Genomic DNA, 26,101 nt, shown 5'->3' with positions numbered 1-26,101 from the left:
CTCACCACACGTAGGCGAGGACTTCCCCGCCAACGCCGTTGCGCTTCGCCTGCCGGTCGGTCTGCAGACCGGAGGACGTGGAGATGATCGCCACACCGAGGCCACCGAGCACGCTCGGCAGCTCGGTGGACTTCGCGTAGACCCGAAGGCCGGGCTTGGACACCCGGCGCAGACCCGCGATGCTGCGCTCACGGTTCGGGCCGTACTTCAACTTCACGACCAGGTTCTTGTGCTTGTCCCCCTGCTCGGTGCGGTAGTCCGCGATGTAACCCTCGCGCTTGAGGATCTCCGCGATGTTCTCCTTGAGCTTGGAGTGCGGCACCACGACCTCGTCGTGATAAGCCGAGTTGGCATTGCGCAGACGCGTCAAGAAGTCTGCGATCGGGTCGGTCATCGTCATGATGAGCCTGTCAACCTTTCTCACCTGGTTCCCGGCGTTGCCTCCGGGCCTGTGGCGATCTCGAAGTCGTCGTCTTACCAGCTGGACTTGCTCACGCCCGGCAGCTCGCCGCGGTGCGCCATCACGCGCAGGCACACCCGGCACAGGCCGAACTTCCGGTACACCGAGCGCGGCCGACCGCACCGCTGACACCGGGTGTAGGCCCGCACGCGAAACTTCGGCTTGCGCTTCGCCTTGGCGATCAGTGCCTTCTTGGCCATGGGATCAGCTCTCCTTGAACGGGAAGCCGAGGTGCTTGAGCAGCGCACGGCCTTCCTCGTCGTTGTTCGCGGTGGTCACCACGGTGACGTCCATGCCCCGCTGCCGGTCGATCGAGTCCGGGCTGATCTCGTGGAACATCGACTGCTCGGTCAGGCCGAACGTGTAGTTGCCGTGCCCGTCGAACTGCTTCGGCGACAGCCCACGGAAGTCCCGGATACGCGGCAGTGCGATGGTCAGCAGCCGGTCCAGGAACTCCCACATGCGGTCCCCGCGCACCGTGACCCTGGCCCCGATCGGCATGCCGGCACGCAGCTTGAACTGCGCGATCGACTTACGCGCCCGCCGGATCTCCGGCCGCTGGCCGGTGATCGCCGCCAGGTCGTTGATGGCGCCCTGGATCAGCTTCGAGTCGCGAGCGGCGTCACCGACGCCCATGTTCACCACGACCTTGGTGACCGTGGGGATCTGGTGCACGTTGGTGTAGCCGAACTCGCGCTGCAGCGCTGGCCTGATTTCTTCCCGGTAGCGCACCTTCAGCCGGGGCGCGACCTTCTCAACGGTTGCCGTCATCAGATTTCCTCACCGGTGGTCCGGGCGATGCGCACCTTCTTGCCGTCCTCGGTGAAGCGGTAACCGACGCGCGTGGGCTTGCCGTTGGAGTCCACCAGCATCACGTTGGAGACGTGGATCTTCGCCTCCTGGGTGATGATGCCGCCGGTCTGCCCACCGCGCTGGGTCTGGCTGATGCGCGTGTGCTTCTTGACCCGGTTCACGCCTTCCACGATCACCTTGTTCTCGCGCGGGAAGGCCTGGATGACCTTGCCCTTGGCGCCCTTGTCCTTGCCGGAGATGACGAGAACCGTGTCGCCCTTCTTGATCTTCATCTACAGCACCTCCGGTGCCAGCGAGATGATCTTCATGAACTTACGGTCTCGCAGCTCGCGGCCGACCGGGCCGAAGATACGGGTGCCGCGCGGCTCGTTGTCGTTGTTGCGGATGAGCACCGCGGCGTTCTCGTCGAACCTGATGTACGAGCCGTCCGGACGACGCTTTTCCTTCTTGGTACGCACCACGACCGCGCGCACCACGTCGCCCTTCTTCACGTTGGCGCCAGGGATGGCGTCCTTGACCGTGGCCACGATGATGTCGCCGATGCTCGCGTACCGGCGGCCGGAACCACCGAGCACGCGGATGGTCAGGATCTCCTTGGCACCCGTGTTGTCGGCGACCCGCAGCCGTGACTCCTGCTGAATCATTTCGCCTTCTCCACGATCTTCACCAGCCGCCAGCGCTTGGTGGCCGACAGCGGGCGGGTCTCCATGATCACGACGCGGTCGCCGATGCCCGCGGTGTTCTCCTCGTCGTGCGCCTTGACCTTCTTGGTCGAGCGCACGATCTTGCCGTACAGCGGGTGCTTCTTGCGGTCCTCGAGTTCGACCACGATGGTCTTGTCCATCCGGTCGGACACGACGTAGCCCTCACGCACCTTGCGGAAGTTCCGGCCCGAGGCCGGGTTCTGCACAGGCTGCTTGGCGACCGCCTCCGCCTTGTCGCTCATGCCTTCGCTTCCTCTCCGACCTCGTCATCTTCCGGGGCGACCGACAGACCGAGCTCGCGCTCGCGCATCACCGTGTAGATCCTGGCGATGTCCGAGCGGACCGTCCGCAGCCTGCGGTTGTTCTCCAACTGACCGGTGGCCATCTGGAAGCGCAGGTTGAACAGCTCCTCCTTGGCCTCCTTCAGACGGAGCACCAGCTCCTCGGTGGTGAGCTCACGCAGCTCGGACGCAGACGTTCCTGCGGCCATTCAGAACTCACTTCCTTCCCGAGAAACGATGCGGCACTTCATCGGCAGCTTGTGGATCGCCCGACGCAGCGCCTCGCGGGCCACCGCCTCGTTCGGGTAGGTCATCTCGAACATGACCCGGCCCGGCTTGACGTTGGCCACCCACCACTCCGGCGAACCCTTACCGGAACCCATACGGGTCTCGGCGGGCTTCTTGGTCAGCGGGCGGTCGGGGAAGATGTTGATCCAGATCTTGCCGCCACGCTTGATGTGCCTGGTCATGGCGATACGCGCGGCCTCGATCTGCCGGTTGGTGACGTACGCGTGCTCCAGAGCCTGGATGCCGTACTCGCCGAAGTGCACCTTCGTGCCGCCCTTGGCCATACCCTTGCGCCGCGGGTGGTGCTGCTTGCGGTGAGCCACCTTGCGCGGAATCAGCATGGCTCAGCCCTCCGTCTTCTTCTCAGCCGCCGGCTCCGCCGCTGCGGGCGCAGCAGCCTCGGCGGCGGCACTGTCGGCCTTCTGGCTGTCGGCAGCCTGCGCCGCCTGCGCCTGGGCAGGTGCCGCGGCAGGCGCGGGCCTGCGCCGCGACGGGCGCTCCCGCCGCTGGGCACGCTCGGCCGCCTGCGCCTCACGTTCGGCCTTGGCCTTCAGCCCGCCGACGAGATCGCCCTTGTAGATCCACACCTTCACGCCGATCCGGCCGAACGTGGTGCGGGCCTCGAAGAACCCGTAGTCCATGTCGGCACGCATCGTCTGCAGCGGCACCCGGCCGTCCCGGTAGTGCTCCGACCGGGACATCTCGGCGCCGCCGAGGCGCCCGGAGCACTGCACCTTGATGCCCTTGACCAGCGGCGACCGCATCGACGTCTGGATCGCCTTGCGCATGGCGCGGCGGAACGCGACACGGTTGGACAGCTGCTCGGCGATGCCCTGCGCCACCAGCTGGGCGTCCGCCTCGGGGTTCTTCACCTCGAGGATGTTCAGCTGCACCTGCTTGCCGGTGAGCTTCTCCAGCGAGGCACGGATCCGGTCGGCCTCCGCGCCGCGGCGGCCGATCACGATGCCCGGCCGCGCGGTGTGGATGTCCACCCGGACGCGGTCGCGGGTCCGCTCGATCTCCACCTTGGAGATGCCTGCCCGCTCCATGCCCGCGGTCAGCAGGTCGCGGATCTTGACGTCCTCACCGACGTACTCGGCGTACTGCTTGTCGGCGTACCAGCGCGACTTCCAGCCGGTGGTGATGCCGAGCCGGAAACCGTGCGGGTTGATCTTCTGGCCCACTACCGGCCACCTGCCTTCTTCTTAGCCTGCTTCGGTCGGGACTCGACAACCACCGTGATGTGGCTGGTCCGCTTGCGGATCCGGTACGCACGGCCCTGCGCACGCGGGCGAATCCGCTTCAGGGTCGGACCCTCGTCGGCCGTCACGCTCTTCAACCACAGGGTCTCCGGGTCGAGCCCGAGGTTGTTCTCGGCGTTCGCCGCGGCGCTCTGGATGACCTTCGCCAGCTGGTAGCTGGCCGCCTGCGGCGCGTACTTCAGGACCGCCAGGGCGTCGGCGACGCTGCGGCCCTTGATCAGCTCGATCACCCGGCGCACCTTCGTCGGCGAATCCCGGACGAAACGAGCCCGCGCGACAGCCGTCGGCAGCTCCTGCGCCTCGGCCGCGTTCGTTGGGGCGTTCATCGTTGCTTCCAATCCCTCTTAGCGCCTACGCGACTTGCGGTCTTCTTTCACGTGACCCTTGAAGGTCCTGGTCGGGGCGAACTCGCCGAGCTTGTGCCCCACCATGTGCTCGGTGATGTACACCGGCACGTGCTTGCGGCCGTCGTGCACCGCGATGGTGTGGCCGATCATGTCCGGTATGATCGTCGACCGGCGGGACCAGGTCTTGATCACCGTCTTCTTGTTCGCCTCGTTCAGCGCGTCCACCTTCTTGAGCAGGTGGTCGTCCACGAACGGGCCCTTTTTCAGGCTGCGTGGCATCTCGAACTCCTTCCTCCTGCTCAGCGACGCTTACCGGTCTTACGACGGCGAACGATCATGCGGTCGGACGGCTTGCGGCGGCGAGTACGCCCTTCCGGCTTGCCGTTCGGGTTCACCGGGTGACGGCCACCGGAGGTACGGCCCTCACCACCACCGTGCGGGTGGTCCACCGGGTTCATCACGACACCGCGGACGCTCGGGCGCTTGCCGCGCCACCGGTTGCGGCCGGCCTTGCCCCAGTTGATGTTGGCGTGGTCGGCGTTGCCGACCTCACCGACCGTGGCCCGGTTGCGCACGTCCACGTTCCGGATCTCGCCGGACGGCATGCGCAGCTGCGCGTACGGGCCCTCCTTGGCCACCAGCTGCACGCTGGCGCCCGCGGCCCGGGCGATCTTGGCGCCGCCACCCGGGCGCAGCTCGATGGCGTGCACCACCGTGCCGACCGGGATGTTGCGCAGCGGCAGGTTGTTGCCCGGCTTGATGTCCGCGGACGGGCCGGACTCCACCACGTCGCCTTGCTTGAGCCGGTTCGGCGCGATGATGTAGCGCTTCTCGCCGTCGGCGTAGTGCAGCAGCGCGATCCGGGCGGACCGGTTCGGGTCGTACTCGATGTGCGCGACCTTGGCGGGCACGCCGTCCTTGTCGGCGCGCCGGAAGTCGATCAGCCGGTACGCCCGCTTGTGACCGCCACCCTTGTGCCGGGTGGTGATCTTGCCCGAGGAGTTGCGGCCGCCGGTCTTGCTCAGCGGCACCAGCAACGACTTCTCCGGTCGGCTGCGGGTGATCTCGGCGAAGTCCGCCACACTCGCGCCACGGCGACCGGGGGTCGTCGGCTTGTACTTGCGAATACCCATTGTTGAACCCCTACGCCGTTGAGCCGAAGATCTCGATCGGCTTGCTGTCCGCCGACAGCGTCACGATCGCGTGCTTACGGTCCTTGCGCTTGCCGTAGCCGTACCGGGTGCGCTTGCGCTTGCCCGGCCGGTTCAGCGTGTTCACCTTGACGACCTTGACGTCGAAGATCTTCTCGACGGCGATCTTGATCTGCGTCTTGTTCGCGTCCGGCGCCACCTCGAAGGTGTACTTCTTGTCCTCCAGCAAGCCGTAGGACTTCTCCGAGATGACCGGCTTGATCAGGATGTCGCGGTAGTCCGGGATGCTGATCGCGCTCACTGCTCGTCACGCCCTTCCACTTCGCTCGAGCGGGCGGTGGCCTTGGCGCTCTTGCCCTTGGCCGGGCCGGAGAGGAACACGTCCAGCGCAGCCTTGGTGAACACCACGTCGTCGTTGACCAGCACGTCGTAGGTGTTGAGCTGGTCCGGGGTGATCAGGTGCACGTTCGGCAGGTTGCGCGCGGACAGGAAGCCCAGCTCGTCGTCGCGGTGCAGCACGAGCAGCACCCGCTCCGCGTCGGTGACCGCGGCCAGCGCGGCCTTGGCCGCCTTGGTCGACGGCTTCTCCCCGGTGACCAGCTCGGTCACCACGTGCACCTGGCCGGCGCGCGCCCGGTCGGAGAGGGCACCGCGCAGCGCGGCCTTCTTCATCTTCTTCGGAGTGCGCTGGTCGTACTTGCGCGGCGTGGGGCCGTGCACGACGCCACCACCGGCGAACTGCGGCGCCCGGATGGAGCCCTGGCGGGCCCGGCCGGTGCCCTTCTGCCGGTACGGCTTGCTGCCGCCGCCGCGGACCTCGCCGCGGGTCTTGGTGTCGTGCGTGCCCTGCCGAGCCGCGGCTAGCTGCGCCGTCACCACCTGGTGCATCAGCGCCACGTTGGCCTGCACGTCGAAGATCTCGGCGGGCAGCTCGACCGTGCCCGACTTCTTGCCCTCAGGGGTCTTGATGTCCACGGTGGTGGTCATTCGGCGGCACCGCCCTTCACGGAACTGCGGACGAACACCAGGCCGCCCCGCGGGCCCGGAACCGCGCCCTTGATCAGCAGCAGGCCCTCGTCGGCCTTGACGTCGTGCACGGTCAGGCCGAGCGTGGTCACCCGCTGGTGGCCCATCCGGCCGGCCATCCGCATGCCCTTGAACACCCGGCCCGGGGTGGCGCAGCCACCGATCGAACCCGGCGCGCGGTGCTTGGCCTGGTTGCCGTGGCTGGCCCCCTGGCCGCGGAAGCCGTGCCGCTTCATCACACCGGCGTAGCCCTTGCCCTTGCTGGTGCCGGTCACGTCGACCTTGCTGCCCGCGGTGAAGATGTCGGCGGTGATCTCCTGGCCGACCTCGTAGTTCTCCGCGTCGGTGGTGCGCAGCTCGGCCAGGTGGCGCTTGGGCGCCACTCCCGCCTTCTCGAAGTGGCCGGCCAGCGGCGAGTTCACCACCCAGTTGCGCACCTTGCGCGCGGGCTTACCGGACTTGCGCAGCTCGCGACGCGCCGACGGGCTGTTCACCTTGCGCGGGTCGACGTCGCCGTAGGCCAGCTGCACCGCGGTGTAGCCGTCCTTGTCCTTGGTCCGGATCTGGGTCACCACGTTCGGCCCCGCCTTGACGACGGTGACCGGGACCACCCGGTTCTTCTCGTCGAAGACCTGGGTCATACCGAGCTTGGTGCCCAGGATCCCCTTCACTTGCCTGTCAGACATGTCGCTGAGGCCCTCACTGGATGTTCACGTCGACGCTGGCGGGCAGGTCGATGCGCATCAGCGCGTCGACCGTCTTCGGCGTCGGGTCGACGATGTCGATCAGCCGCTTGTGCGTACGCATCTCGAAGTGCTCGCGCGAGTCCTTGTACTTGTGCGGCGAGCGGATGACGCAGTAGACGTTCTTCTCGGTCGGCAACGGCACCGGCCCGACCACGCTCGCCCCGGTGCGCGTGACCGTCTCCACGATCTTGCGCGCACTCGAGTCGATGGCCTCGTGGTCGTAGGCCTTCAGCCGGATGCGGATCTTCTGTCCCGCCATGGTGGCAGCCCGTTCCTTCGTATCGTTTCCGCTGGTCAACGGCTTGCGCTCCGGTCCACGCGGTCGGGTGTGTCGCGCTTGTGGGACACAGACCGGGGCACAACAGTCGTCGTTGCGGGTGGTCTTGTTGCGCGGGCCGCCGATGCAGCGGCCCAATGGCTTGCGGATCAGCCGCAATCCCTTGGCAGGTACTCACGCCGGAGCGGCCGATTTGCACAATCGGCCGCTCCCACGTCGAGCAACCCGTCTAGTGTTGCACAGGCGATTTCACGCCCGCACACCGGGGGGCGGTTTGGCCTGGCCAGCACGGTGAAACCGGCCCCCAGCGCGCTGAGGCGGTCACCGCCTTCCGCGAACGCTTCCGAGCACGGATGCCGTTCGCGTCAGCGCAGCGACCGCCTCAGCCGGGAAATCACTTGATGATCTTGGTCACCTGGCCGGCGCCGACGGTGCGGCCACCCTCACGGATGGCGAACCGCAGGCCCTCGTCCATCGCGACCGGCTGGATCAGCTTGACCTGCAGGGTGGTGTTGTCACCCGGCATCACCATCTCGGTGCCCTCGGGCAGCGTCACCACACCGGTCACGTCGGTGGTGCGGAAGTAGAACTGCGGACGGTAGTTGGTGAAGAACGGCGTGTGCCGGCCACCCTCGTCCTTGCTCAGGATGTAGACCTGGCACTCAAACTCGGTGTGCGGGGTGGTGGTGCCGGGCTTGGTCACGACCTGACCACGCTCGACCTCCTCACGCTTCACACCACGCAGCAGCAAGGCGGCGTTGTCACCGGCCTGACCCGAGTCGAGCATCTTGTTGAACATCTCGATCGAGGTCACCGTGGTCTTCAGCGTCTTCTCGCGGATACCGACGACCTCGACCTCTTCGTTCAGCTTGATCTCACCGCGCTCGATACGGCCGGTGACGACCGTACCGCGACCGGTGATGGTGAAGACGTCCTCGATCGGCATCAGGAACGGCTTGTCGATCTCACGCACCGGGTCCGGCACGTTCTCGTCGACCGCCTCCATCAGCTCGAGCACGCTCTTGGTCCACTCCGGGTCGCCCTCCAGTGCCTTCAGGCCGGAGACCTTGATCACCGGGGCGTCGTCACCCGGGAAGTCGTACTCGTTGAGCAGCTCCCGGACCTCCAGCTCGACCAGCTCGAGGATCTCCGGGTCGTCGACCATGTCGGCCTTGTTCAGCGCCACCACGATGTAGGGGACGCCGACCTGGCGGGCAAGCAGCACGTGCTCCTTGGTCTGCGGCATCGGGCCGTCGGTCGCGGCGACCACCAGGATCGCGCCGTCCATCTGGGCGGCACCGGTGATCATGTTCTTGATGTAGTCCGCGTGACCGGGGGCGTCCACGTGCGCGTAGTGCCGCTTCTCGGTCTGGTACTCGACGTGCGAGATGTTGATCGTGATACCGCGCTGCTTCTCTTCCGGCGCGTTGTCGATCTGGTCGAACGCCCTCGACTCGTTCAGGTCCGGGTACTTGTCGTGCAGCACCTTGGTGATCGCCGCGGTCAGCGTGGTCTTGCCGTGGTCGACGTGACCAATGGTGCCGATGTTGACGTGCGGCTTGCTCCGCTCGAACTTGGCCTTGCCCACTGGAATGTCCTCCTGGACTGTTTTCGACTTGCGTTGCTTTTGGTCGTAGTGCGGACCCTGGGGAGACCCCATGCCCGCGGGCGGCGGGGACTACTCCCCGGTCGCCTTCGCGATGATTTCCTTCGCCACGTTCTGCGGAACCTCGGCGTAGGAATCGAATTGCATGGAGTAGTTCGCGCGGCCCTGGGTCTTCGACCGAAGGTCGCCCACGTACCCGAACATCTCCGACAGCGGCACCTGTGCCCTCACGACACGGACGCCCGCGCGCTCGTCCATGGCCTGGATCTGACCACGACGGGCGTTCAAGTCACCGATGACGTCGCCCATGTACTCCTCGGGCGTGGTCACCTCGACCGCCATCATCGGCTCGAGCAGCACCGGCTTCGCCAGCTTCGCGGCCTCTTTCAAGGCCATCGAACCTGCGACCTTGAAGGCCATCTCCGAAGAGTCGACCTCGTGGTACGCACCGTCCAACAGGGTCACCTTCAACCCGACCAGCGGGTATCCGGCCAGCACGCCGTACTGCATGGCGTCCTGCACACCGGCGTCCACCGACGGGATGTACTCCTTCGGGATGCGGCCACCGGTGACCTTGTTGTCGAACTCGTACAGCGCACCGTCCGCGGACGAGGTGTCCAGCGGCTCGAGCGAGATGATGACCCGCGCGAACTGCCCGGCACCACCGGTCTGCTTCTTGTGCGTGTACTCGTACCGCTCCACGGTCTTGCGGATCGTCTCGCGGTAGGCGACCTGCGGCTTACCGATGTTCGCCTCGACCTTGAAGTCGGACTTCATCCGGTTCACCAGCACCTCGAGGTGCAGCTCGCCCATCCCCGAGATGATCGTCTGGCCGGTCTCCTCGTCCTGCTTGACCTGGAACGTCGGATCCTCTTCGGCCAGCTTCTGAATCGCCGTGGACAGCTTGTCCTGGTCGGCTTTCGTCTTCGGCTCGATCGCCACCTCGATGACCGGCTCGGGGAACGTCATCGACTCGAGCACGATCGGGTTCTGCGGGTCGGCCAGCGTGTCGCCGGTGGTGGTGTCCTTCAGGCCCTGCACCGCGTAGATGTGGCCGGCCCTGGCGATGTCGACCGGGTTCTCCTTGTTGGAGTGCATCTGGAACATCTTCCCGATGCGCTCCTTGCGGTCCTTGGTCGCGTTGACGACCGAGGCACCCGAGTCGATCTGGCCCGAGTAGACCCGGATGTAGGTGAGCTTGCCGAAGTACGGGTGCGACATGATCTTGAACGCGAGCGCGGCGAACGGCTCGTCGCTCGACGGCTTGCGGCTCGCCGGCGTCTCACCGTCCTGCAGCACGCCCTCGATGCTGGGGATGTCCAGCGGCGACGGCAGGTAGTCGATCACCGCGTCCAGCATCGGCTGCACGCCCTTGTTCTTGAACGCCGAGCCGCACAGCACCGGGTAGACCTCTTGCGCGATGGTGAGCTTGCGGATGCCGCGCTTGATCTCGGCGGGCGTCAGCTCCTCGCCGCCGAAGTACTTCTCCATCAGCTCGTCGTCGGTCTCGGCGACCGCCTCGATGAGCTGCTCCCGGTACTCGGCGGCCTGCTCGGCCAGCTCCGCCGGGATCTCCTCGATCTCGTAGTCCTGGCCCTTGCGGACCTCACCGCGCCAGGTCAGCGCGCGCATCTCGACCAGGTCGATGACACCCTGGAAGTCGTTCTCCGCGCCGATCGGCAGCTGGATCACCAGCGGACGGGCGGCCAGCCGCTCCTGGATGGTCCGCACCGAGAAGAAGAAGTCCGCGCCCAGCTTGTCCATCTTGTTGATGAAGCAGATGCGCGGCACGTTGTACTTGTCCGCCTGGCGCCAGACCTGCTCGGACTGCGGCTCGACCCCCTCCTTGCCGTCGAACACCGCGACCGCGCCGTCCAACACGCGCAGGTTGCGCTCCACCTCGACGGTGAAGTCGACGTGGCCGGGGGTGTCGACGAGGTTGATCTGGTGGTCGTTCCAGAAGCAGGTGGTAGCAGCCGAGGTGATGGTGATCCCTCGCTTCTGCTCCTCCTCCATCCAGTCCATCGTCGCGGCGCCGTCGTGCACCTCGCCGATCTTGTAGTTGATGCCGGTGTAGAACAGGATCCGCTCGGTGGTCGTGGTCTTGCCGGCATCGATGTGCGCCATGATGCCGATGTTGCGGACCTTGCTCAGGTCGGTCAGCACGTCGCGTGCCATCGAAAAAACCCCTTGTCGGTAAGCGTGTGGGTTCCGACCTACGCGGGTGGGCGCGGGCCGGTGCCGGCCGTCACCAGCGGTAGTGCGCGAACGCCTTGTTCGATTCGGCCATCTTGTGGGTGTCTTCGCGCCGCTTCACGCTCGCGCCAAGACCGTTGCTGGCGTCCAGCAACTCGTTCTGCAGCCGCTCGACCATCGTCTTCTCGCGGCGCGCCCGCGCGTACGTCACGATCCAGCGCAGCGCCAGCGTGGTGGCACGCCCCGGCTTGACCTCGATCGGCACCTGGTAGGTGGCGCCACCCACGCGGCGGCTCTTCACCTCGATGGACGGCTTGACGTTGTCCAGCGCCCGCTTGAGGGTCACCACCGGGTCGGTACCGGTCTTCTCCCGGCAGCCCTCCAGCGCCTGGTAGACGATGCGCTCGGCGAGCGAGCGCTTGCCGTCCTTGAGCACCTTGTTGATCAGCTGGCTGACCAACGGGGAGTCGTAAACCGGGTCGTTGATCACTGGCCGTTTGGGGGCCGGTCCCTTACGAGGCATCAGCCCTTCTCCTTCTTCGCGCCGTACCGGCTGCGCGCCTGCTTGCGGTTCTTCACGCCCTGCGTGTCGAGTGCGCCGCGGATGATCTTGTAGCGAACACCGGGGAGGTCCTTCACCCGGCCGCCACGCACGAGCACCATCGAGTGCTCCTGCAGGTTGTGGCCTTCGCCGGGGATGTAGGCAGTGACCTCGATGCCGCTGGTCAGCTTCACGCGAGCGACCTTGCGCAGCGCCGAGTTCGGCTTCTTCGGGGTCGTGGTGTACACGCGCGTGCAGACGCCGCGCCGCTGGGGGCTCCCCTTCAGCGCCGCGGTCTTCTGCTTGGCGGCCTTGTCCTGGCGGCCCTTCCGGACCAGCTGCTGGATCGTGGGCAATGGACCAGCTTTCTTCTCGTGTTGCTACTGCTCGCGTCTGTCTTGTCTTCGTCTCGCCCGGTCCCCGAGGTCGGGCGTGTCGCCCGGCGACAAGGCACACAAGCCCTGCAACTGCTCCATCGGGTTGGCCGAGGATTGTCGCTCCGCCTGGCCGGACACGTTGCTGGCAACGTGTATGACGAGCACACGGAGCAGCCCGACAACGTCGGGCACAGACGTCAAAGATACTCGCCTGTTTTCAGGCTCCACAATCGGGGGTGGTCTTGGCGCATCCGACCGCGCACGGCGCCAGCCACCGCCTCCTTGTACTTCAAGGTGTACCCGCTCGGCCGACCCACGTCAACGAGCGCCACGGGCTGGGCGGGTCTCGGCGACGACGAAACACCGGCGCAGTCCGGGCACGTGAGGCCGTGAAGCGCCTGCCGCGGTCTGCCGAGCCGTCCCGGCACTGGCGGCTCCATACCCACAGGCGTGACCGTCCGACCCTGCCGCGCTCAGTACGGCACCCACCGACCCGGCCCGACACCACCGAACCCAGCCGAACACTGCCAAACGACCACCAGATACTGCCGCACCAAAGGCTCCGGCTCTGCTTGCCGTATGGCACAGACGCCCGACCACCGCACACGAACAACAACAGCCGGACACATGCCGATCCCCCGCCTCCGCCGAGCCGCCCCCACGCGCAACCCCCACAGGCGTGACCGTCCGACCCTGCCGCGCTCAGTACGACACCCGCCGACCCGACCGGACACCACCGAACCCAGCCGGACACATGCCGATCCCCGGCGGCCTGGCCGTGTGGATCGGCACGCTGCTGGGTGCAGCCGCCGGACATGGCGGTCCCCCGCCGCCCAAGCAGGCGAACCCGTGCAGCCTCGCACGCCCGAGCACGGTGAAATCCGCCGAACGAGCCCCGCGAACGCCGGGAGTGCACCATGATGGGCACAACCACAGCCGTCGACTTCAGGTGAGGGGTTCGCCGTGTCAGCCGAGATGGAGCAGCTGCTGAAGGAGTTCGAGAAGTTCCAGTCGAGAATCCAGCAGGCGCAGCAGCAGTTCGCCGGGCTGGAACGCATGAAGGAAGAACTCGGCGAGCTCGAGTCGGTGGCGACCTCTCCGGACGGGTCGATCCGCGTGGTGGCGGGCCCCGGCGGCGCCATCAAGGACATCCAGCTGAGCCAGGAGGCGCTGCGCCAGCAGGCCAGCTCGCTGTCGGCCGGCATCATGGCGACGCTCAACCGTGCGGTGGCCGCCGCGGCGCGCAAGCAGGCGAAGGTGGTGGAGTCGCACATGGGCGACATGGGCGGCGCCATCAGCGAGCAGGTCCTGCAGGCACAGGCCGAGGCGTTCGGCGTCTCGGTGGAGGAACTGCGCAGGGCCGACGAAGAGCCAGCCCCGACGACGCCCGCCGGGCAGCCGCAGGAGATGCAGTTCGGGCCGACGGACGAGCCGGCGCCGGAGCCGTCCCGTCCGGAGCCGCCGCGTCCGCAGGCGCCGCCACGCCCAGCTCCACCGCCGAGCGCCCCGGGCCCGTACGGCGCCGGCCCGACCCAGGGCCGTCCCGCAGGCCCGCCGCCGCAGCAGCGTCCGCCCGCTCCACCACGCCGCCGCGTCGTGGACTTCGACGACGACGAGGAAGAAGGTTTCGGCTCGGTCTTCGAGCGCTGAGCCCGAGCCCAGCCAGGCCGGGCCGGTTCCGGGTACCGAGCCGACGCCGCCGACGACCAGGCGCGTAGCGGCTCACTTACCCTGCCCGGCCGGCTCGCTCGTGCCGTGATCGGCGTCGCGACGTGAGCGCTTCACCAGGGCGCAAGCCACGGGACGTACCTGACACGGCACCCGGCTGCCACCGCATTCGCCATGCACGGATACCAGGGGTTGCTCCTTCTCGGCGGCTACGCCGCGGCTGTGGCCTGCCTGTCGCTCGGCGTTCGATGGCAGGACAGGGCCGCCGCTCACCAGGACCCGCGCCGGCGCACGTGGGCCCGTTTCTCCTACGCCGCCGCCGGCCTGCTCGCGTCGGCCACGACCTACTACTGGTTCTCTCTGGCGTGGAACCCGGTGGTGCTTGCGCTCCTGGTCGGCGGCGGTTCGGCGCTGCTGGCGTGGTGGATCTGGTGGCGGGGCTTCGCCCAGCTCCGCTGGATGGACCGGCTGGCCGCGGGCGGCCGCGCGCAGTACTACCACGGACGGTTGCACGACCGGCCGGCCTTCGGCCTGCTGCCCGGCGCGGGACGCGCCCGCCAGCCGGACGACCCGGGCGCCGGCTTCGAGGCGGCGATCTCCCTCCGCACGCAGGGCATCGACGTCCTGGGCGTGCAGTACCTGCACCTGCAGCCACCTGCCGACCAGGTGGAACCGTGGCGCGGGACGCTGGCCAAGCTCTCCGACCTCGACGGCACGTTCGCCATGGTGCAGGTGCGCACCCCGGAGATCCCCACGCTGATCATCCGTCCCCGCAGCGGCCAAGAGCGGCACGAGTCGCACGGCACGGACGCCGGCCCGATCAACCCGCTGGACGACGCCCGCTACACCCGCAACATGACCGGGGCCATCCGGCCGAGCAAGGCCACCGAAACCGTGGCCTTCAACGGCGAGTTCGGCAAGTGGTTCGAGGTGCAGGCGGCGGACCCGCAGCTGGCGGCGCGGGCGCTGACCCCGCAGGTGCGGCGGGCCCTGCTGGCCGACCCCTGGTTCCGCCTCGGTGACGTGGTGTTCAGCGACGGCGTGGTGTGGACGACGCGCTGGGGCAGGCTGACCGAAACCCGGCTGTTCGACGCTTCCCGCAGGCTCACCGCGCTCGCCGCGCTGCTGCCCTCCGGCATCTGGGCGGACGACACGTTCGCCACCGCACTGCGTGCCGCGGACACCTCGGCGGAGGGATGGGGCAGCGACACCGCACGACGCCCACATCGCCGAACGCTGGTGGACGCCGTCAACGAGCGCCGGACGATCGCCCTCCGCACCCCGGTCAGCGCGGGTGGTCTCGTGACGCGCCTGATCCTGGCCCTTGCCATCGCGGGTCTGGGCGGGTACATGGCCACCGACGCGATCTTCGGCTGGTCCGAGCCCACGCAGGCGGCCCGTGACACCCTCGACGCCATCGCGTTGGCGGTGTTCGGCGCGGGTATGGTGCTGCTCGCCTACCTGATGGTGCGGCCGCTCTACGCCACCAGGAGAGCCGCGGCCGCGCCACGTCGTTCCAGCCGAGCCTGATCCGCGCTTCGCCGGAAAATTCCGGGAACCACCCTTCGCGCCTGTTCCGTCACAGACAGCGAACAGGCGAAGATCATGATGAGGGGATCGTCCATGGGGTCCGGAGTCAAGGTCGACATACCGGCATTGCAGACCTATGCGAAGAATCTCAGCTACTACACCAGCGAGGCGGACAAATTCGGCGCGCTGATCGACCAGGCCGACGTCAGCAACGAGGCGTGGGGAATCATCGGCTCCCATTACAAGGAGCAATACACCAGCAAGCTGGCCGAGTTGCGTGATCTGCTCGGCGTGATGAAAGAGGGCGTGGAAGCGCTGGCCGACAAGATCACCACGGCCGCCAAGGTCTACCAGGGCATGGAGGACGACACGTCGATGACGTTCGGCCGGTTCGAGGCCAAGATCGACGGTCCGCGCGAAGGGGGCAAGCGGTGACCGAGACGAAGAGCATCGCGGACTCGCTGGACGTCCGGCCGCACGACGAGGGCCTGAAGGCCAGCGCGGAACGCGCGCTTCTCCGGGTACCGTTCGCGGGCGACGCCTACAAGCTGGTCAGGGACATCAAGCAGGACCTTGGTGAGGTCGACGGGCTCAGCGACCTGGATCAGGCGGCCAAGTCCATGGCGGCCAACGGCGCGAAGTTCGTCACCGGGTGTCTCGCCGATGCCGTGTTCTTCTGCATGGACCCGATCGGCAATCTGATTCTCGCCGGGCTGGACATTCTGCTGGAGCTGGTCCAGCCATTGCAGGACGCATTGCACTACGTGTCCGGCGACGGGCCGAGCCTCAGCAAGGCGGCGGACAATTTCGCCACCATCGCCAAGGGATTCGTCGAGCTGTCGAACGACTTCGACGACACCGCCGACAAGGCGTTGAAGGACTGGCAGGAGGATGCCGGCAACGCCGCGCGGAAAGCGATCGCGGAATTCTCCAGGGGCATCGCGGGGCTCGGTTCCGTCGCGGGCTCCATCTCCGAGGTACTCAAGACCTGGGGAATCATCATGAAGGTAACCGAGGAGGTCATCAAGGCGATCATCACCGAGGTGGTGGCGTGGCTGATCACCATCTGGCTGCCCGCGCTGGCCACCTCGGTGATCACCTGTGGCGCCTCGGTCGCCGCGGCGACCGCCGCATCGGCGCACCGGGTGGCGGCCGCCCTGACCAGGATCGGCCGCTACCTGTGGATGCTGGGCAGGCTGCTGGACGAGCTGGGCCGGTTCCTGGTCACCTGCACCGAGAAGCTGCTGAAGCTGGCCGAGCAGTTCCGCATCGGCAAGCTGGTCAAGGCGGGTGAACGGACGATCCCGCTGATCGGCTCCAAGGCGACGCACGACATGTTCCAGGTCAGCAACCGGGTGCTGACCACGATGGGCGGCCGCCTGACCAACGGCGTCAAGGAGAAGTTCGGCTTCATGGTCTCCAAGGAGAGCCTGCAGGCCCTCGGCAAGGGGGCGGGCGTCAAGTCCGGAATCGGCACCAGCAAGGCGCTGTACCAGGAGGGCAAGGACGCCTACCAGGACACGCGCAGCCACGAGCAGACGTGCGACAAGAGCGTGAAAGAACCGGCGTTCGACAAGAGCAAGATCGGCGGTGACCGGGATCCCGCCCAGGTCCGCAGAGACCTGCAGATGTGACCGACCGCAACAGCGGACGTCCGTCCCGGCACAAGCGCCGCGGGAGCGCATGAGTTCCCACCACGGGGCCGTAGCCGTCACCTTCGGCGGCTACGGCCCCGCCGTGTCCGATCGAGTCTCGGAAAAATCGTTCAAAACCTTCCTCGCCGTCGGGGTCGTCCCGGACAATATCTGCGCGAAAGCCACGGCGACGGGGGCACTACATGGGCTCTGACATCAACGTCAACACACCGGAACTGCGCACGTACGCGAAGAACCTCAGCTACTACACCAGCGAAGCGGACAAGTTCGGCGCGCTGATCGACCAGGCGGACGTCACCAACGAGGCGTGGGGCATCATCGGCTCCCACTTCAAGCACCAGTACACCGACCGGCTGGCCGAGTTGCGTGACCTGCTCGCCGAGATGAAGGAAGGCGTGGAAACGCTGGCCGACAAGATCACCGCGGCCGCCAACGTCTACGACAGCAACGAAGAGGCCAGCGTCATCCAGTTCGGCAAGCACGAGGCCACCATCGACGGCACGGCGGACGATCCGAAGGGCGAGGAGGGTACGCGGTGACCGAGAAGAAGAGCATCGCGGACGCCTTGGACGTCCAGCCGCACGACGAGGGTCTGCAGGCCAGTGCGGACCGTGCGGTCTCCCGGATACCGGTGGTGGGCAAGGCCTACGACCTGGCCAAGAACACCGCGCAGGACCTCGGTGAGATCGACGAGGTCAGCGACCTCGGGCAAGCGGCCAAGTCGATGGCCCTCAACGGCGCCAAGTTCGTCGGCGGCGCCTACGCCGACGCCTTGTTCTTCACCATGGACCCGATCGGCAGCCTGGTGGCCGCCGGGCTGGACATGCTGCTGGAGCTCGTCCAGCCGCTGCAGGACATGCTGCACTACGTCTCCGGCGACGGTCCGAGCCTCAGCAAGGCCTCGGACAACTTCGCCACCATCGCCAGCGGATTCGTCGAGCTGGGCGAGGACTTCCACCGCACCGGCCAGCAGGGGCTGCAGAGCTGGGACGGGGAGCCCGGCGAGGCGGCCAAGAACGCGGTGACGGATTTCAGCCGGGGCATCAAGGGCATCGGCTCGGCCGCAGGCGCCGTGTCCGAGGTGCTGCAGACCTGGTCGATCATCATGACGGTGATCGAGGAGGTCATCAAGGCCATCATCTCCGAGCTGGTGTCCTGGCTGATCACCATCTGGCTGCCCGCGCTGGCCTCCTCGGTGATCAGCTTCGGCAGCTCGGTCGCCGCGGCCATGACCGCCACCGTCGGCAAGGTGGCGTCGGTGTTCGCCAAGATCTCCCGCTACCTCGGCAAGCTGGGCAAGCTGCTGGACGAGCTGGGCCAGTTCCTGGTCAAGCTGAACGGCCGACTGGTGCAGCTGGCCGAGAAGTTCCGCCTCGGCAAGACCGTCGCGGCAGGCAGCAGGCGGATCCCGCTGATCGGGTCGAAGGCCGCGCACGACATGTTCGTCCCCAGCAGGCGGGTGGCGACCACGCTGGCGAGCACGCTGGCCGGCACGGTCGACGGCAGGGCGGGACTGATGATGTCCAAGGAGGCCCTGACCACGCTGGCGACCGGAGCGGGCATCAAAGCAGGCATCGGCGCGGCCAAGGGCGGTTACCGGCAGGGTGTCAAGGAGCCTTTCGAGGACTGGAAGGAAGACCGGGAGCCGATGTACGACAAGAGCGAGATCGGCGGCGACCGGAGCACCGCGGAGACCCGCGAGGACCTGCAAATGTGATCAAACAGGTGAGAAATCGCCGGAATCGGGGGCGGCCGCCCGGCGGAGAGCGCTATAAGGGAGCGCATGAAGTTCTCACCGTTGGACGTGGCCATCATCTTCGGTGGCTACGGCCTGGCCGTGCTGTTGCTCTTCGTCGCCACGCGGACCAAGGACACGGCGCGGCGGCTCCTGGTCAGCGCGGCGGGGTTGGCCGCCTCCACGGCCACCGTGTGCATGCTGACGTACGGCACGTTCAGCGGCCCGTGGATGTGGGCGTGGGGTGCGGTGCCGGTCGTCATCGCCGCGTGGTTCTGGCTGCGGAAGTACCAGCAGTCCTCCTGGGCCGACCGGCTGGCGGGCAAGACCGGGCGGATCTTCACCGCGGACATGCCGGGCCGGCCCAGCTTCGGCGTGCTGGCCGGGCCCGGCCGGGCCGTCGGTCATGACGACCCTTCCGGTGGCTTCGACTTCGCGGTGGAGTTCGACTTCAACGGTCAGCGGGTGCTCGGCATGCAGTACCGCGACCGTGTCGCGGCGCCCGCTCGGGGGGTCTTCGACCAGACCAGGACCGGGCAAGTCGTCGAGGCGATCGACGCCACGCACAGCCTGGTGCAGCTGGCCTGCCCGCCGACCCCGGCGTTGCTGATCAAGGCACGGGCGCTCCCCGAGCAGCGGGGCGCCGGCGGCACGGCCAAGGCCTCGATCTTCGAGGACTACCGGCTGGCCAGGAACACCATCGGCGCGTTGCTGCCGAGCGCCCGGTTGACGCCCGTGGCCGAGGGGTGGGAGCCGGAGTTCGCCGCGCAGTTCGCCGTGGAAGCCGAGAACGAGGCGTTCGCGCGTGCCGTACTGACTCCCGAAGTGCAGCGCCTGATGGTGGCGGATCCGTGGTTCCGCATCCGGTTCGTGGCCATGCACCGCGGAGCGCTGTGGACCAACGACAACGGCTCGCTGTCCGAGTGGACGGTGCTCAGCAACGCCGCCCACCTCGTGCGGCTCGCCGCCGCCATCCCCGCACACACGTGGCGCACGGTCTTCCCCGGGTACCAGGTGGAACAGTTCATCGGCAGGCTGCACGCGCAGGGACCAGCGGCGTGGCAGCTGCCCCGCCGCAGTCTCGTCGCCCGGGTGAACGAGCGCCGGATGGCCGCAGGCCGGGTACCGCTCAGCCCCACCAAGCTGGTGGCACGCATCGGCCTGGTGGCGGGCCTGGTGGCGCTGGCCGTCCTCCCCGTCGTCGCGGCCAGCGTCTCCAGCGCCGATTCGGGCGAGGAGACCGCAAGTCTTGGGTCGATGGCCATCTTTCCCGCCGTGATCGCGATCGTCCTGGTCAAGGTCACGTTCTTCCCCAGCCGCAAGCCGAGCATGTTCCAGCGGCTCATGCAGGACAGTTCCCACCGGACGGCCCGGCCATCGTGAGCCCCGGTGGGCGCGTCATGCCGATCGAGCGGGTTCTTCCTCGCGGCCGGCGCGCAGCTGACGGCGATAAGCCGCGGGAGAGACACCGATCTGGCGCTTGAACGCGTTGCTGAACGCACTTTCCGAGGCGTAACCCAGCCGCGTGGCCAGCGAACCGATCCGCGTCTCGTCGTCGGCCAGCGCACGCTGCGCCAGCATCATGCGCCACTTGCTCAGATACGTCAGCGGCGGCATCCCGGCGACACGCCGGAAGCGCTCGGCGAACGAAGCGCGGGACATGGCGCACGCCCTCGCCAGCTCGGCGAGCCCCCACGCCCGTCCCGGCTCCCGGTGCATCATGGTGACCGCCGGCCTCAGCCGCTCGTCGGCCAGCAGCCGGAGCCACCCCGCAGGCGGTTGTTCCGCCTGCTCCAGGTACGCCCGCAGCATCTCCAGCAACAGCAGCTGACCGTATTGCCGGACGGCGAACGCGGACCCGAGCCGCTGGCCGGCCAGCTCCTCGAACAACCGGCGCACCGTGATGCGCAGCCCCTCCCCGCCGGGCGCGGACGCCCGCACGTGCGAAAACGGCGGCAGGGCCTGGCGAAGCAGCGCGGCACCAGACTCGTCGACGTCGATGCGCCCTCCCACGTAGACGTCGTCGTGCCGCAGATCGGCGCCGATCAGTGCCGACGGCGGGAAGTCCAGCTGCGGCTCGACCCGCCGCGGCGTCTCGTCCAGCGGCCCGCCACGCAGCTCCACCCAGCCGCGCTCGTTGAAGATGCCGACGTCGCCCTCCTGCAGCTCGACCGGCTCGGGCACGCCGTCGGCGGTGAGCCTGGCCCGCCCGGACAGCATCACGAAGAACTTCAGCGCATGCGGAATCGGGCCGCTGGCCACCCACGCCCCGCGGGCGATCACCGCGCCGGAGAACACCCCCTCGACCTCGACGAGGGAGAACACCTCGGACAGCTGATCGCCGGACATGGCCATACTCTCGCGCAACAAATCCGGACGCGCAAATATTCACAGTCCACAAGGCGGGCGAAACCATGAAGGCATGACCGACACGATCGCTCGCCAGAAGCCACTCGGAACGCCGTTCACGGCCGCGTCGACCGTCGACGACGTGCTGGCAGGCATCGACCTGACCGGCCGGCACGTGGTCATCACCGGCGGCCACAGCGGTCTCGGCAAGGAGATGACCAGGGCACTGAGCAGCGCCGGAGCGGACGTCACCGTGCTGGCCAGGGATCCCGGCCGGGCCGCAGCCGCGCTCGACGGGGTCGCGACCGTCGAGACGTACCGGGTCGACCTGGTCGATCCGGCGTCGATCGACGCGTTCGTGCGGCACTATCTCGGGTCCGGGCGGCCGCTGCACATCCTGATCAACTCGGCCGGGGTCATGGCGGGCCCACTGCGACGCGACGCACGGGGCTACGAGTACCACTTCGCCGCCAATCACCTGGGCCATTTCCAACTCACCACCGGTCTCTACCCCGCCATGCGCGCGGCGGGCGAGGCACGGGTGGTGACGTTGACCTCCGGGGCGCATCGGGTCACCGACATCATCTGGGACGACCCGAACTTCCACCGCACCCCGTACGACGGGCATGTGGCCTACGGGCAGTCGAAGACGGCCAACGTGCTGTTCAGCGTCGAGCTGGACCGCCGGTGGTCGGCCGACGGCATCCGCGGATACGCGGTGCATCCGGGGATCATCCTGGCCACCAACCTGGGGCCTGCGCGCGAGCCCGGCGCTCCCCCGCAGTACGACGACCGCTGGTACGAGATGATCCGCGCGATGGGCGCGGCCGACGCCGACGGGAATCCGGTCATCGACCCCGGACGGGGGTTGAAGACGCCCGCGCAGGGAGCCAGCACCGCCGTGTTCGCCGCCACCAGCCCGTTGCTCGACGGCATCGGCGGGGTCTACCTCAAGGACAACGACATCACGCCGGTCGACGACTCCCCGCTGCCCGGCCGGATCGACCGGCCGCCGTCCACGGACGTGGCGCCGCACGCCATCGACCCCGATTCGGCCAAGCGGTTGTGGGAGCTGAGTGAACGGCTCATACGCGCCTGACGCCGCAACCGCGGGTGCGGGGCGGCATTCCGGGCACGTGGCGCGCCCGGCGGGCCGCGGCCGCGGTCACGGCCGCCGCTTCGGGCGCAGCGGTCGCGGCGCGAGACGCCGGACGCGGGGGTCAGGGAGCGACCCGTTCGATCCGCCACTCGTCGTCACGCCGCACGTAGCGGAGCCGGTCGTGCAGCCGGTCCTCCCGGCCCTGCCAGAACTCCACCACGTCCGGCTTGATCCGCCAGCCACCCCAGTGCGGCGGCGGCGGAACCTCCTCCACGTCGGCGAACCTGCGCTCGACGGCACGCAGGGCGTTCTCCAGTGCGCGGCGGTCCGGAACGATGCCCGACTGCGGGGACGCCCACGCGCCCAGCTGGGACCCGCGCGGCCGGGACGCCCAGTACTTGGCCGTCTCGGCGGCCGACACCTTCTCCACGCTGCCCCTGATGTGCACCTGCCGGTGCAGCGGGTACCACGGGAACGTCGCCGAGGCGTACCAGGTGCTTTCCAGCTCGTGGCTCTTGGCGGAGGTGTAGTTCGTGTAGAACGACACCCCCCGGCTGTCCAGTCCCTTGCACAGCACGGTGCGTGACGACGGCCGCCCCTCCGGGTCCGCGGTCGCCAGCACCATCGCGTTCGGCTCGGCCACGCCGGCCCGGATGGCGTCGTCCAGCCACCGCTGCAGTTGCTCAGTCCACGTCGGAGCCAGATCGGACTCGTTGAGGGCCTCGCCTTCGTAGGAGACCCGCATCCCCGGCAGGGCAACGGCGATGTCGGGTACTTCGCCGTGATCTGTGGTGGTCTGGGACATGCTGCAGCGCCTCCGGATCTTGCGGAGCGGACAGGTCCCAACAGACGTTAAAGCGTGCGCAGACGGAAAGGGAAGTCCCCGGACAGCCACTGGAGCTCGAGCACCGGCGGGACCATTATCGATAGCAGCACGACGTGACAAATCACACGACCGCACGTCGACCACACCAACCGACCCAGCCTTCGCCCGCCGCGCCGGCACCACCGCCGCGAAGCGCATCGTCCGCCGGGCCGGTACGGCGAGAAGGGCTGGGCCATGACCTCCGACAGGGCATCCGACACGACCACCGACGCCGGCGGCTTCGTCCCCGGCCTGGAAGGGGTCGTCGCGTTCCGCACCGAGATCGCCGAACCGGACCGGGACGGCGGCGCCCTGCGCTACCGCGGAGTGGACATCGAAGACCTCACGGGCCGGGTCACCTTCGGCGACGTCTGGGCGCTGCTGGTGGACGGGGAGTTCGGCCGCGGCCTCCCGCCCGCCGAGCCTTTTCCCATCCCGGTGCACACCGGCAACGTCCGGGTCGACGTACAGGCCGGGCTGGCGATGCTGGCTCCAGTGATGGGGTACCGGCCGCTGCTGGACATCACCGACGAGGAGGCCCGCCGGAACCTGGCCCAGGCGGCTGTCATGGCGTTGTCCTACGTGGCGCAGTCCGCGCGTGGCATCCACCAGCCCGCGGTCCCGCAGGAACGCATCGACCAGTGCTCCACCACCACCGAGCGATTCATGACGCGGTGGCGGGGCGAGCCGGACCCCGCCCACGTGCGGGCGATCGACGCGTACTGGGTGTCGGCCGCCGAGCACGGGATGAACGCCTCGACCTTCACCGCCCGCGTCATCGCCTCCACCGGCGCGGACGTGGCGGCCGCTCTCTCCGGCGCCATCGGGGCCATGTCCGGCCCACTGCACGGCGGCGCACCCGCGCGGGTGCTGCCGATGCTCGAGGAGGTCGAACGCACCGGCGACGCCCGCGGCCTGATCACACGCCTGCTGGACCGCAAGGAACGCGTGATGGGCTTCGGTCACCGGGTGTACCGGGCCGAGGACCCGCGGGCCAGGGTGCTGCGGCGTACCGCGCGCAGCCTGCGCGCCCCCAGGTACGAGGCGGCCGCGGAGTTGGAGCGGGCGGCACTGGCCGAACTGCGCGAACGTCGCCCGGACCGGGCGATCGAGACCAACGTGGAGTTCTGGGCGGCGGTGGTGCTGGACTTCGCGGACGTGCCGCCGCACATGATGCCCGCCATGTTCACCTGTGCCCGCACCGCCGGCTGGTGCGCGCACATCCTCGAGCAGAAGCGCACCGGGCGGTTGGTCCGTCCGTCGGCCGACTACGTCGGACCGGGCCCACGCGGCCCCGAGGAGGTCGACGGCTGGGAGACCGTCACCCCCATCGGCCGGGGCCCTGAGCATTCTTGAGCGCAGCGCGGCCACTGTCGCAGACGTGCCGGTGGCACAACTGAGCGTGCGCTGGGCGTTCGTCCCGTTCCGGACCGCTGGCCGGGCACTACCAGCGACGTCGATCCGGCGCCGGGCCGCCTCCAGCCGAGCTGCCCGATGCGCGTCCCGTCCGGTCCTTTGTGGTCAGCGGCAACATTGGGCACCCAGCCCGCGACCTGATTGCAGAATGTCACGCATGCTTCCCACCACCGAGTACGCGCTGCTGTCGAGGCTCGCCACGGAACAGGTCCGTGGCCGCGCGCCGTCCCTCGTGGCGGGTGTGGTTCGCGACGGTGAGCTCGTCTGGTCGGCCGCGCGCGGCTTCGTCGACGGATCGCCTCCGGACAACGACACGCAGTACCGCATCGGCTCGATCACCAAGACGCTGATCGCGGTGCTCGTCATGCGGTTGCGCGACGAGGGCAAGCTGGCGCTGGACGACCCGATCGGCGCCCACCTCGGCCAGTCGCCGTTCGGCCACCTGACCGTGGCGCAGCTGCTCTCGCACACCGGCGGGCTGACGTCCGAGGCGCCCGGGTCGTGGTGGGAACGCAGCCCGGGCGGCGACTGGGCGGAGCTGGCCGCCGGACTCACCCCCGAGCAGCTGAAACTGCGGGCCGGCAAGCAGTTCCACTACTCCAACGTCGGCTACGGGGTGCTCGGCGAGCTGGTCGGCAGGCTCCGCGGCAGCTCGTGGCTGGAGGCACTGAAGGCGGAGGTGCTCGACCCGCTCGGCATGACCCGGACCACCCCGCACCCGGACGACCACGCGGCGCAAGGCTGGGCCGTGCACCCGTTCGCCGACGTGGTGCTGCCCGAGCCCGCACCGGACACCGGCGCCATGGCGCCCGCCGGGCAGCTGTGGTCGACCGTGCACGACCTGTCCCGGCTGACCTCGCTGATCAGCGGGCACACCTCCGGCGTGCTCTCGGCGGACACGGTGGCGGAGATGCGCGCCGTCGCCACGGTGGAGGACGGCGCGCAGTGGCTGTCCGGCTACGGTCTCGGGCTCCAGCTGGCCCGCCGCGACGGGCGCGCCTACGCCGGGCACACCGGGTCCATGCCCGGCTTCGTGGCCTGCACGATGGTGGACACCGAGTCCGGCACCGGCGCGCTGGCCATGGCGAACACCACCTCCGGCGTGCCGATCCTGGCGTTCACGCTCGACCTGATCGCGCTGGCCGACCAGCACGAACCGCCGCTGCCGCAGCCGTGGCAGCCCGCCGAGGTGGACACCGCGCTGCTGGAGCTGACCGGCCTGTGGCACTGGGGCCCGACGCCGCACCTCCTGCGGATCCTGCCGAACGGCTGGCTGTACCTGGCCCCGGTGGGCGACGGCGGGCGGCGGTCGCGCTTCCGGCCCACCGGGCCGGACGAGTGGGTGGGCCTGGACGGCTACTACGCGGGCGAGACGCTGCGGGTGGGCCGCGACGCGGACGGCAAGCCGCGGTACCTGGACCTGGCGACGTTCATCTTCACCCGCACCCCGTACGACCCGGAAGCGCCGGTGCCCGGCGGCGTGGATCCGAAAGGGTGGCGCTGACCCGGCGGCAACCGGCACTGTCCCGCACCGCAGCAGGCGGCCCACTGGACGTTGCGCCCGGCCTGTGGCGGCCACCGACCCCCGGAAGCCGTACCCGCGCGGTCTCAACGCGCTGGCCACCCTCCGTGGCGGCCACCGGCCCGCGGAAAACGTGCGCAATCCAGCGTCGTCTCCCACATGCTGGACGCCCGGTGTGACGTTGTGG

The 26,101-nt window shown here is 68.5% G+C and carries 32 protein-coding genes; 10 read left to right on the top strand and 22 right to left on the bottom strand.

Going from position 1 to position 26,101, the window contains the following annotated elements:
• Window position 1: 1 nt before the first annotated feature.
• From rpsH to rpsL, 20 genes are all read right to left on the bottom strand, one after another.
• A complete protein-coding gene (gene rpsH, locus YWY_RS0117820; protein ID WP_028848727.1) occupies window positions 2-400 on the bottom strand; it encodes a 30S ribosomal protein S8 in 399 nt (132 codons plus the stop codon).
• Window positions 401-474: 74 nt separating this feature from the next.
• Window positions 475-660, bottom strand: a complete 186-nt coding sequence (locus YWY_RS0117815; RefSeq protein WP_028848726.1) for a type Z 30S ribosomal protein S14 — start codon at window positions 658-660, stop codon at window positions 475-477.
• A gap of 4 nt (window positions 661-664) precedes the next feature.
• Window positions 665-1,231, bottom strand: a complete 567-nt coding sequence (gene rplE, locus YWY_RS0117810; RefSeq protein ID WP_028848725.1) for a 50S ribosomal protein L5 — start codon at window positions 1,229-1,231, stop codon at window positions 665-667.
• Complete coding sequence (gene rplX, locus YWY_RS0117805; RefSeq protein ID WP_028848724.1) at window positions 1,231-1,545, bottom strand: 50S ribosomal protein L24; 315 nt, start codon at window positions 1,543-1,545, stop codon at window positions 1,231-1,233. The genes rplE and rplX overlap by 1 nt, the downstream gene beginning before the upstream one ends.
• Entirely contained in the window at window positions 1,546-1,917 is a 372-nt protein-coding gene (gene rplN, locus YWY_RS0117800; protein ID WP_028848723.1) for a 50S ribosomal protein L14, read from the bottom strand.
• Window positions 1,914-2,219, bottom strand: a complete 306-nt coding sequence (gene rpsQ, locus YWY_RS0117795; protein WP_038045512.1) for a 30S ribosomal protein S17 — start codon at window positions 2,217-2,219, stop codon at window positions 1,914-1,916. The genes rplN and rpsQ overlap by 4 nt, the downstream gene beginning before the upstream one ends.
• Complete coding sequence (gene rpmC / locus YWY_RS0117790; RefSeq protein ID WP_028848721.1) at window positions 2,216-2,467, bottom strand: 50S ribosomal protein L29; 252 nt, start codon at window positions 2,465-2,467, stop codon at window positions 2,216-2,218. Before rpmC ends, rpsQ begins: the two co-directional genes overlap by 4 nt.
• Window positions 2,468-2,887 carry a 50S ribosomal protein L16 gene (gene rplP, locus YWY_RS0117785; protein ID WP_028848720.1) on the bottom strand — a complete coding sequence of 140 codons (420 nt, stop codon included), beginning with the start codon at window positions 2,885-2,887 and terminating at the stop codon, window positions 2,468-2,470.
• Window positions 2,888-2,890: 3 nt separating this feature from the next.
• Complete coding sequence (rpsC, locus tag YWY_RS0117780) at window positions 2,891-3,730, bottom strand: 30S ribosomal protein S3 (protein ID WP_028848719.1); 840 nt, start codon at window positions 3,728-3,730, stop codon at window positions 2,891-2,893.
• A complete protein-coding gene (rplV, locus tag YWY_RS0117775) occupies window positions 3,730-4,134 on the bottom strand; it encodes a 50S ribosomal protein L22 (protein WP_038045510.1) in 405 nt (134 codons plus the stop codon). The genes rpsC and rplV overlap by 1 nt, the downstream gene beginning before the upstream one ends.
• 18 nt (window positions 4,135-4,152) lie before the next feature.
• On the bottom strand, window positions 4,153-4,434 hold the full coding sequence (gene rpsS, locus YWY_RS0117770; protein WP_028848717.1) for a 30S ribosomal protein S19: 282 nt from the start codon (window positions 4,432-4,434) through the stop codon (window positions 4,153-4,155).
• A 20-nt stretch (window positions 4,435-4,454) separates the two neighbouring features.
• Window positions 4,455-5,288: a 50S ribosomal protein L2 gene (gene rplB, locus YWY_RS0117765; RefSeq protein WP_028848716.1), complete on the bottom strand. Its 834-nt coding sequence runs from the start codon at window positions 5,286-5,288 to the stop codon at window positions 4,455-4,457.
• 10 nt (window positions 5,289-5,298) lie between these two features.
• On the bottom strand, window positions 5,299-5,607 hold the full coding sequence (gene rplW / locus YWY_RS0117760) for a 50S ribosomal protein L23 (protein WP_028848715.1): 309 nt from the start codon (window positions 5,605-5,607) through the stop codon (window positions 5,299-5,301).
• A complete protein-coding gene (gene rplD, locus YWY_RS0117755; protein ID WP_028848714.1) occupies window positions 5,604-6,293 on the bottom strand; it encodes a 50S ribosomal protein L4 in 690 nt (229 codons plus the stop codon). Before rplD ends, rplW begins: the two co-directional genes overlap by 4 nt.
• On the bottom strand, window positions 6,290-7,018 hold the full coding sequence (gene rplC / locus YWY_RS0117750; RefSeq protein ID WP_028848713.1) for a 50S ribosomal protein L3: 729 nt from the start codon (window positions 7,016-7,018) through the stop codon (window positions 6,290-6,292). The genes rplD and rplC overlap by 4 nt, the downstream gene beginning before the upstream one ends.
• A gap of 13 nt (window positions 7,019-7,031) precedes the next feature.
• Window positions 7,032-7,337, bottom strand: coding sequence for a 30S ribosomal protein S10 (rpsJ, locus tag YWY_RS0117745; protein WP_028848712.1), 306 nt, complete (start codon window positions 7,335-7,337; stop codon window positions 7,032-7,034).
• A 412-nt stretch (window positions 7,338-7,749) separates the two neighbouring features.
• A complete protein-coding gene (tuf, locus tag YWY_RS0117740) occupies window positions 7,750-8,943 on the bottom strand; it encodes an elongation factor Tu (RefSeq protein WP_028848711.1) in 1,194 nt (397 codons plus the stop codon).
• 90 nt (window positions 8,944-9,033) lie between these two features.
• Window positions 9,034-11,139, bottom strand: a complete 2,106-nt coding sequence (gene fusA / locus YWY_RS0117735; protein ID WP_028848710.1) for an elongation factor G — start codon at window positions 11,137-11,139, stop codon at window positions 9,034-9,036.
• A gap of 70 nt (window positions 11,140-11,209) precedes the next feature.
• Window positions 11,210-11,680, bottom strand: coding sequence for a 30S ribosomal protein S7 (gene rpsG, locus YWY_RS0117730; RefSeq protein WP_028848709.1), 471 nt, complete (start codon window positions 11,678-11,680; stop codon window positions 11,210-11,212).
• Complete coding sequence (gene rpsL, locus YWY_RS0117725) at window positions 11,680-12,054, bottom strand: 30S ribosomal protein S12 (RefSeq protein WP_028848708.1); 375 nt, start codon at window positions 12,052-12,054, stop codon at window positions 11,680-11,682. Before rpsL ends, rpsG begins: the two co-directional genes overlap by 1 nt.
• Before the next feature lie 984 nt (window positions 12,055-13,038).
• On the opposite strand from rpsL, the gene YWY_RS24465 reads away from it, so the two are divergent.
• The 7 genes from YWY_RS24465 to YWY_RS0117690 all read left to right on the top strand — a co-directional run bounded on the left by YWY_RS24465 (window position 13,039) and on the right by YWY_RS0117690 (window position 20,046).
• The gene (locus tag YWY_RS24465) at window positions 13,039-13,725 is read left to right on the top strand and encodes a YbaB/EbfC family nucleoid-associated protein (protein ID WP_211227655.1); all 687 of its coding nucleotides are present in this window, start codon (window positions 13,039-13,041) and stop codon (window positions 13,723-13,725) included.
• 192 nt (window positions 13,726-13,917) lie between these two features.
• Window positions 13,918-15,273, top strand: coding sequence for a hypothetical protein (locus tag YWY_RS0117715; RefSeq protein ID WP_028848707.1), 1,356 nt, complete (start codon window positions 13,918-13,920; stop codon window positions 15,271-15,273).
• 93 nt (window positions 15,274-15,366) lie between these two features.
• Window positions 15,367-15,708, top strand: a complete 342-nt coding sequence (locus YWY_RS0117710; RefSeq protein ID WP_028848706.1) for a type VII secretion target — start codon at window positions 15,367-15,369, stop codon at window positions 15,706-15,708.
• Window positions 15,705-16,907, top strand: a complete 1,203-nt coding sequence (locus YWY_RS0117705; RefSeq protein WP_028848705.1) for a hypothetical protein — start codon at window positions 15,705-15,707, stop codon at window positions 16,905-16,907. The genes YWY_RS0117710 and YWY_RS0117705 overlap by 4 nt, the downstream gene beginning before the upstream one ends.
• Window positions 16,908-17,110: 203 nt before the next feature.
• Window positions 17,111-17,467: a type VII secretion target gene (locus tag YWY_RS22690; RefSeq protein ID WP_051310394.1), complete on the top strand. Its 357-nt coding sequence runs from the start codon at window positions 17,111-17,113 to the stop codon at window positions 17,465-17,467.
• Window positions 17,464-18,645: a hypothetical protein gene (locus YWY_RS0117695; RefSeq protein ID WP_028848704.1), complete on the top strand. Its 1,182-nt coding sequence runs from the start codon at window positions 17,464-17,466 to the stop codon at window positions 18,643-18,645. The genes YWY_RS22690 and YWY_RS0117695 overlap by 4 nt, the downstream gene beginning before the upstream one ends.
• Before the next feature lie 66 nt (window positions 18,646-18,711).
• Window positions 18,712-20,046 (top strand): hypothetical protein, encoded by a 1,335-nt coding sequence (locus YWY_RS0117690; RefSeq protein WP_028848703.1) that lies wholly within the window; start codon window positions 18,712-18,714, stop codon window positions 20,044-20,046.
• A gap of 15 nt (window positions 20,047-20,061) precedes the next feature.
• Here the strand turns inward: YWY_RS0117690 and YWY_RS0117685 are convergent, their stop codons facing one another.
• On the bottom strand, window positions 20,062-21,012 hold the full coding sequence (locus YWY_RS0117685; RefSeq protein WP_038045807.1) for an AraC family transcriptional regulator: 951 nt from the start codon (window positions 21,010-21,012) through the stop codon (window positions 20,062-20,064).
• Window positions 21,013-21,085: 73 nt separating this feature from the next.
• On the opposite strand from YWY_RS0117685, the gene YWY_RS0117680 reads away from it, so the two are divergent.
• Window positions 21,086-22,111: an SDR family NAD(P)-dependent oxidoreductase gene (locus YWY_RS0117680; RefSeq protein WP_028848701.1), complete on the top strand. Its 1,026-nt coding sequence runs from the start codon at window positions 21,086-21,088 to the stop codon at window positions 22,109-22,111.
• A 121-nt stretch (window positions 22,112-22,232) separates the two neighbouring features.
• Here the strand turns inward: YWY_RS0117680 and pdxH are convergent, their stop codons facing one another.
• Window positions 22,233-22,916 carry a pyridoxamine 5'-phosphate oxidase gene (gene pdxH / locus YWY_RS0117675; protein WP_028848700.1) on the bottom strand — a complete coding sequence of 228 codons (684 nt, stop codon included), beginning with the start codon at window positions 22,914-22,916 and terminating at the stop codon, window positions 22,233-22,235.
• Window positions 22,917-23,171: 255 nt separating this feature from the next.
• On the opposite strand from pdxH, the gene YWY_RS0117665 reads away from it, so the two are divergent.
• Window positions 23,172-24,332 (top strand): citrate synthase 2, encoded by a 1,161-nt coding sequence (locus YWY_RS0117665; protein ID WP_028848699.1) that lies wholly within the window; start codon window positions 23,172-23,174, stop codon window positions 24,330-24,332.
• 217 nt (window positions 24,333-24,549) lie between these two features.
• Entirely contained in the window at window positions 24,550-25,896 is a 1,347-nt protein-coding gene (locus YWY_RS0117660; protein ID WP_028848698.1) for a serine hydrolase domain-containing protein, read from the top strand.
• The last annotated feature ends 205 nt before the right edge of the window (window positions 25,897-26,101 follow it).

Origin of the sequence: Thermocrispum agreste DSM 44070 (genome assembly GCF_000427905.1) — a bacterium.
GTDB lineage: Bacteria > Actinomycetota > Actinomycetes > Mycobacteriales > Pseudonocardiaceae > Thermocrispum > Thermocrispum agreste.
This window is presented reverse-complemented; position numbering and strand designations above follow the sequence as displayed.

Excerpts from the sequence above, each read along its gene's own strand:
- pdxH (WP_028848700.1), bottom strand. The coding sequence starts at position 22,916 with ATGTCCCAGACCACCACAGATCACGGCGAAGTACCCGACATCGCCGTT.
- rplP (WP_028848720.1), bottom strand. The coding sequence starts at position 2,887 with ATGCTGATTCCGCGCAAGGTGGCTCACCGCAAGCAGCACCACCCGCGG.
- rpsG (WP_028848709.1), bottom strand. The coding sequence starts at position 11,680 with ATGCCTCGTAAGGGACCGGCCCCCAAACGGCCAGTGATCAACGACCCG.
- rplB (WP_028848716.1), bottom strand. The coding sequence starts at position 5,288 with ATGGGTATTCGCAAGTACAAGCCGACGACCCCCGGTCGCCGTGGCGCG.
- YWY_RS0117685 (WP_038045807.1), bottom strand. The coding sequence starts at position 21,012 with ATGTCCGGCGATCAGCTGTCCGAGGTGTTCTCCCTCGTCGAGGTCGAG.
- rplN (WP_028848723.1), bottom strand. The coding sequence starts at position 1,917 with ATGATTCAGCAGGAGTCACGGCTGCGGGTCGCCGACAACACGGGTGCC.
- rpsQ (WP_038045512.1), bottom strand. The coding sequence starts at position 2,219 with ATGAGCGACAAGGCGGAGGCGGTCGCCAAGCAGCCTGTGCAGAACCCG.
- rplC (WP_028848713.1), bottom strand. The coding sequence starts at position 7,018 with ATGTCTGACAGGCAAGTGAAGGGGATCCTGGGCACCAAGCTCGGTATG.
- YWY_RS0117710 (WP_028848706.1), top strand. The coding sequence starts at position 15,367 with ATGGGGTCCGGAGTCAAGGTCGACATACCGGCATTGCAGACCTATGCG.
- rpsS (WP_028848717.1), bottom strand. The coding sequence starts at position 4,434 with ATGCCACGCAGCCTGAAAAAGGGCCCGTTCGTGGACGACCACCTGCTC.
- YWY_RS0117715 (WP_028848707.1), top strand. The coding sequence starts at position 13,918 with ATGCACGGATACCAGGGGTTGCTCCTTCTCGGCGGCTACGCCGCGGCT.
- YWY_RS0117690 (WP_028848703.1), top strand. The coding sequence starts at position 18,712 with ATGAAGTTCTCACCGTTGGACGTGGCCATCATCTTCGGTGGCTACGGC.
- YWY_RS0117815 (WP_028848726.1), bottom strand. The coding sequence starts at position 660 with ATGGCCAAGAAGGCACTGATCGCCAAGGCGAAGCGCAAGCCGAAGTTT.
- rpsH (WP_028848727.1), bottom strand. The coding sequence starts at position 400 with ATGACGATGACCGACCCGATCGCAGACTTCTTGACGCGTCTGCGCAAT.
- rplV (WP_038045510.1), bottom strand. The coding sequence starts at position 4,134 with ATGAACGCCCCAACGAACGCGGCCGAGGCGCAGGAGCTGCCGACGGCT.
- rpmC (WP_028848721.1), bottom strand. The coding sequence starts at position 2,467 with ATGGCCGCAGGAACGTCTGCGTCCGAGCTGCGTGAGCTCACCACCGAG.
- fusA (WP_028848710.1), bottom strand. The coding sequence starts at position 11,139 with ATGGCACGCGACGTGCTGACCGACCTGAGCAAGGTCCGCAACATCGGC.
- rplD (WP_028848714.1), bottom strand. The coding sequence starts at position 6,293 with ATGACCACCACCGTGGACATCAAGACCCCTGAGGGCAAGAAGTCGGGC.
- YWY_RS0117660 (WP_028848698.1), top strand. The coding sequence starts at position 24,550 with ATGCTTCCCACCACCGAGTACGCGCTGCTGTCGAGGCTCGCCACGGAA.
- YWY_RS22690 (WP_051310394.1), top strand. The coding sequence starts at position 17,111 with ATGGGCTCTGACATCAACGTCAACACACCGGAACTGCGCACGTACGCG.
- rplE (WP_028848725.1), bottom strand. The coding sequence starts at position 1,231 with ATGACGGCAACCGTTGAGAAGGTCGCGCCCCGGCTGAAGGTGCGCTAC.
- YWY_RS0117680 (WP_028848701.1), top strand. The coding sequence starts at position 21,086 with ATGACCGACACGATCGCTCGCCAGAAGCCACTCGGAACGCCGTTCACG.
- rplX (WP_028848724.1), bottom strand. The coding sequence starts at position 1,545 with ATGAAGATCAAGAAGGGCGACACGGTTCTCGTCATCTCCGGCAAGGAC.
- rpsJ (WP_028848712.1), bottom strand. The coding sequence starts at position 7,337 with ATGGCGGGACAGAAGATCCGCATCCGGCTGAAGGCCTACGACCACGAG.
- YWY_RS0117665 (WP_028848699.1), top strand. The coding sequence starts at position 23,172 with ATGACCTCCGACAGGGCATCCGACACGACCACCGACGCCGGCGGCTTC.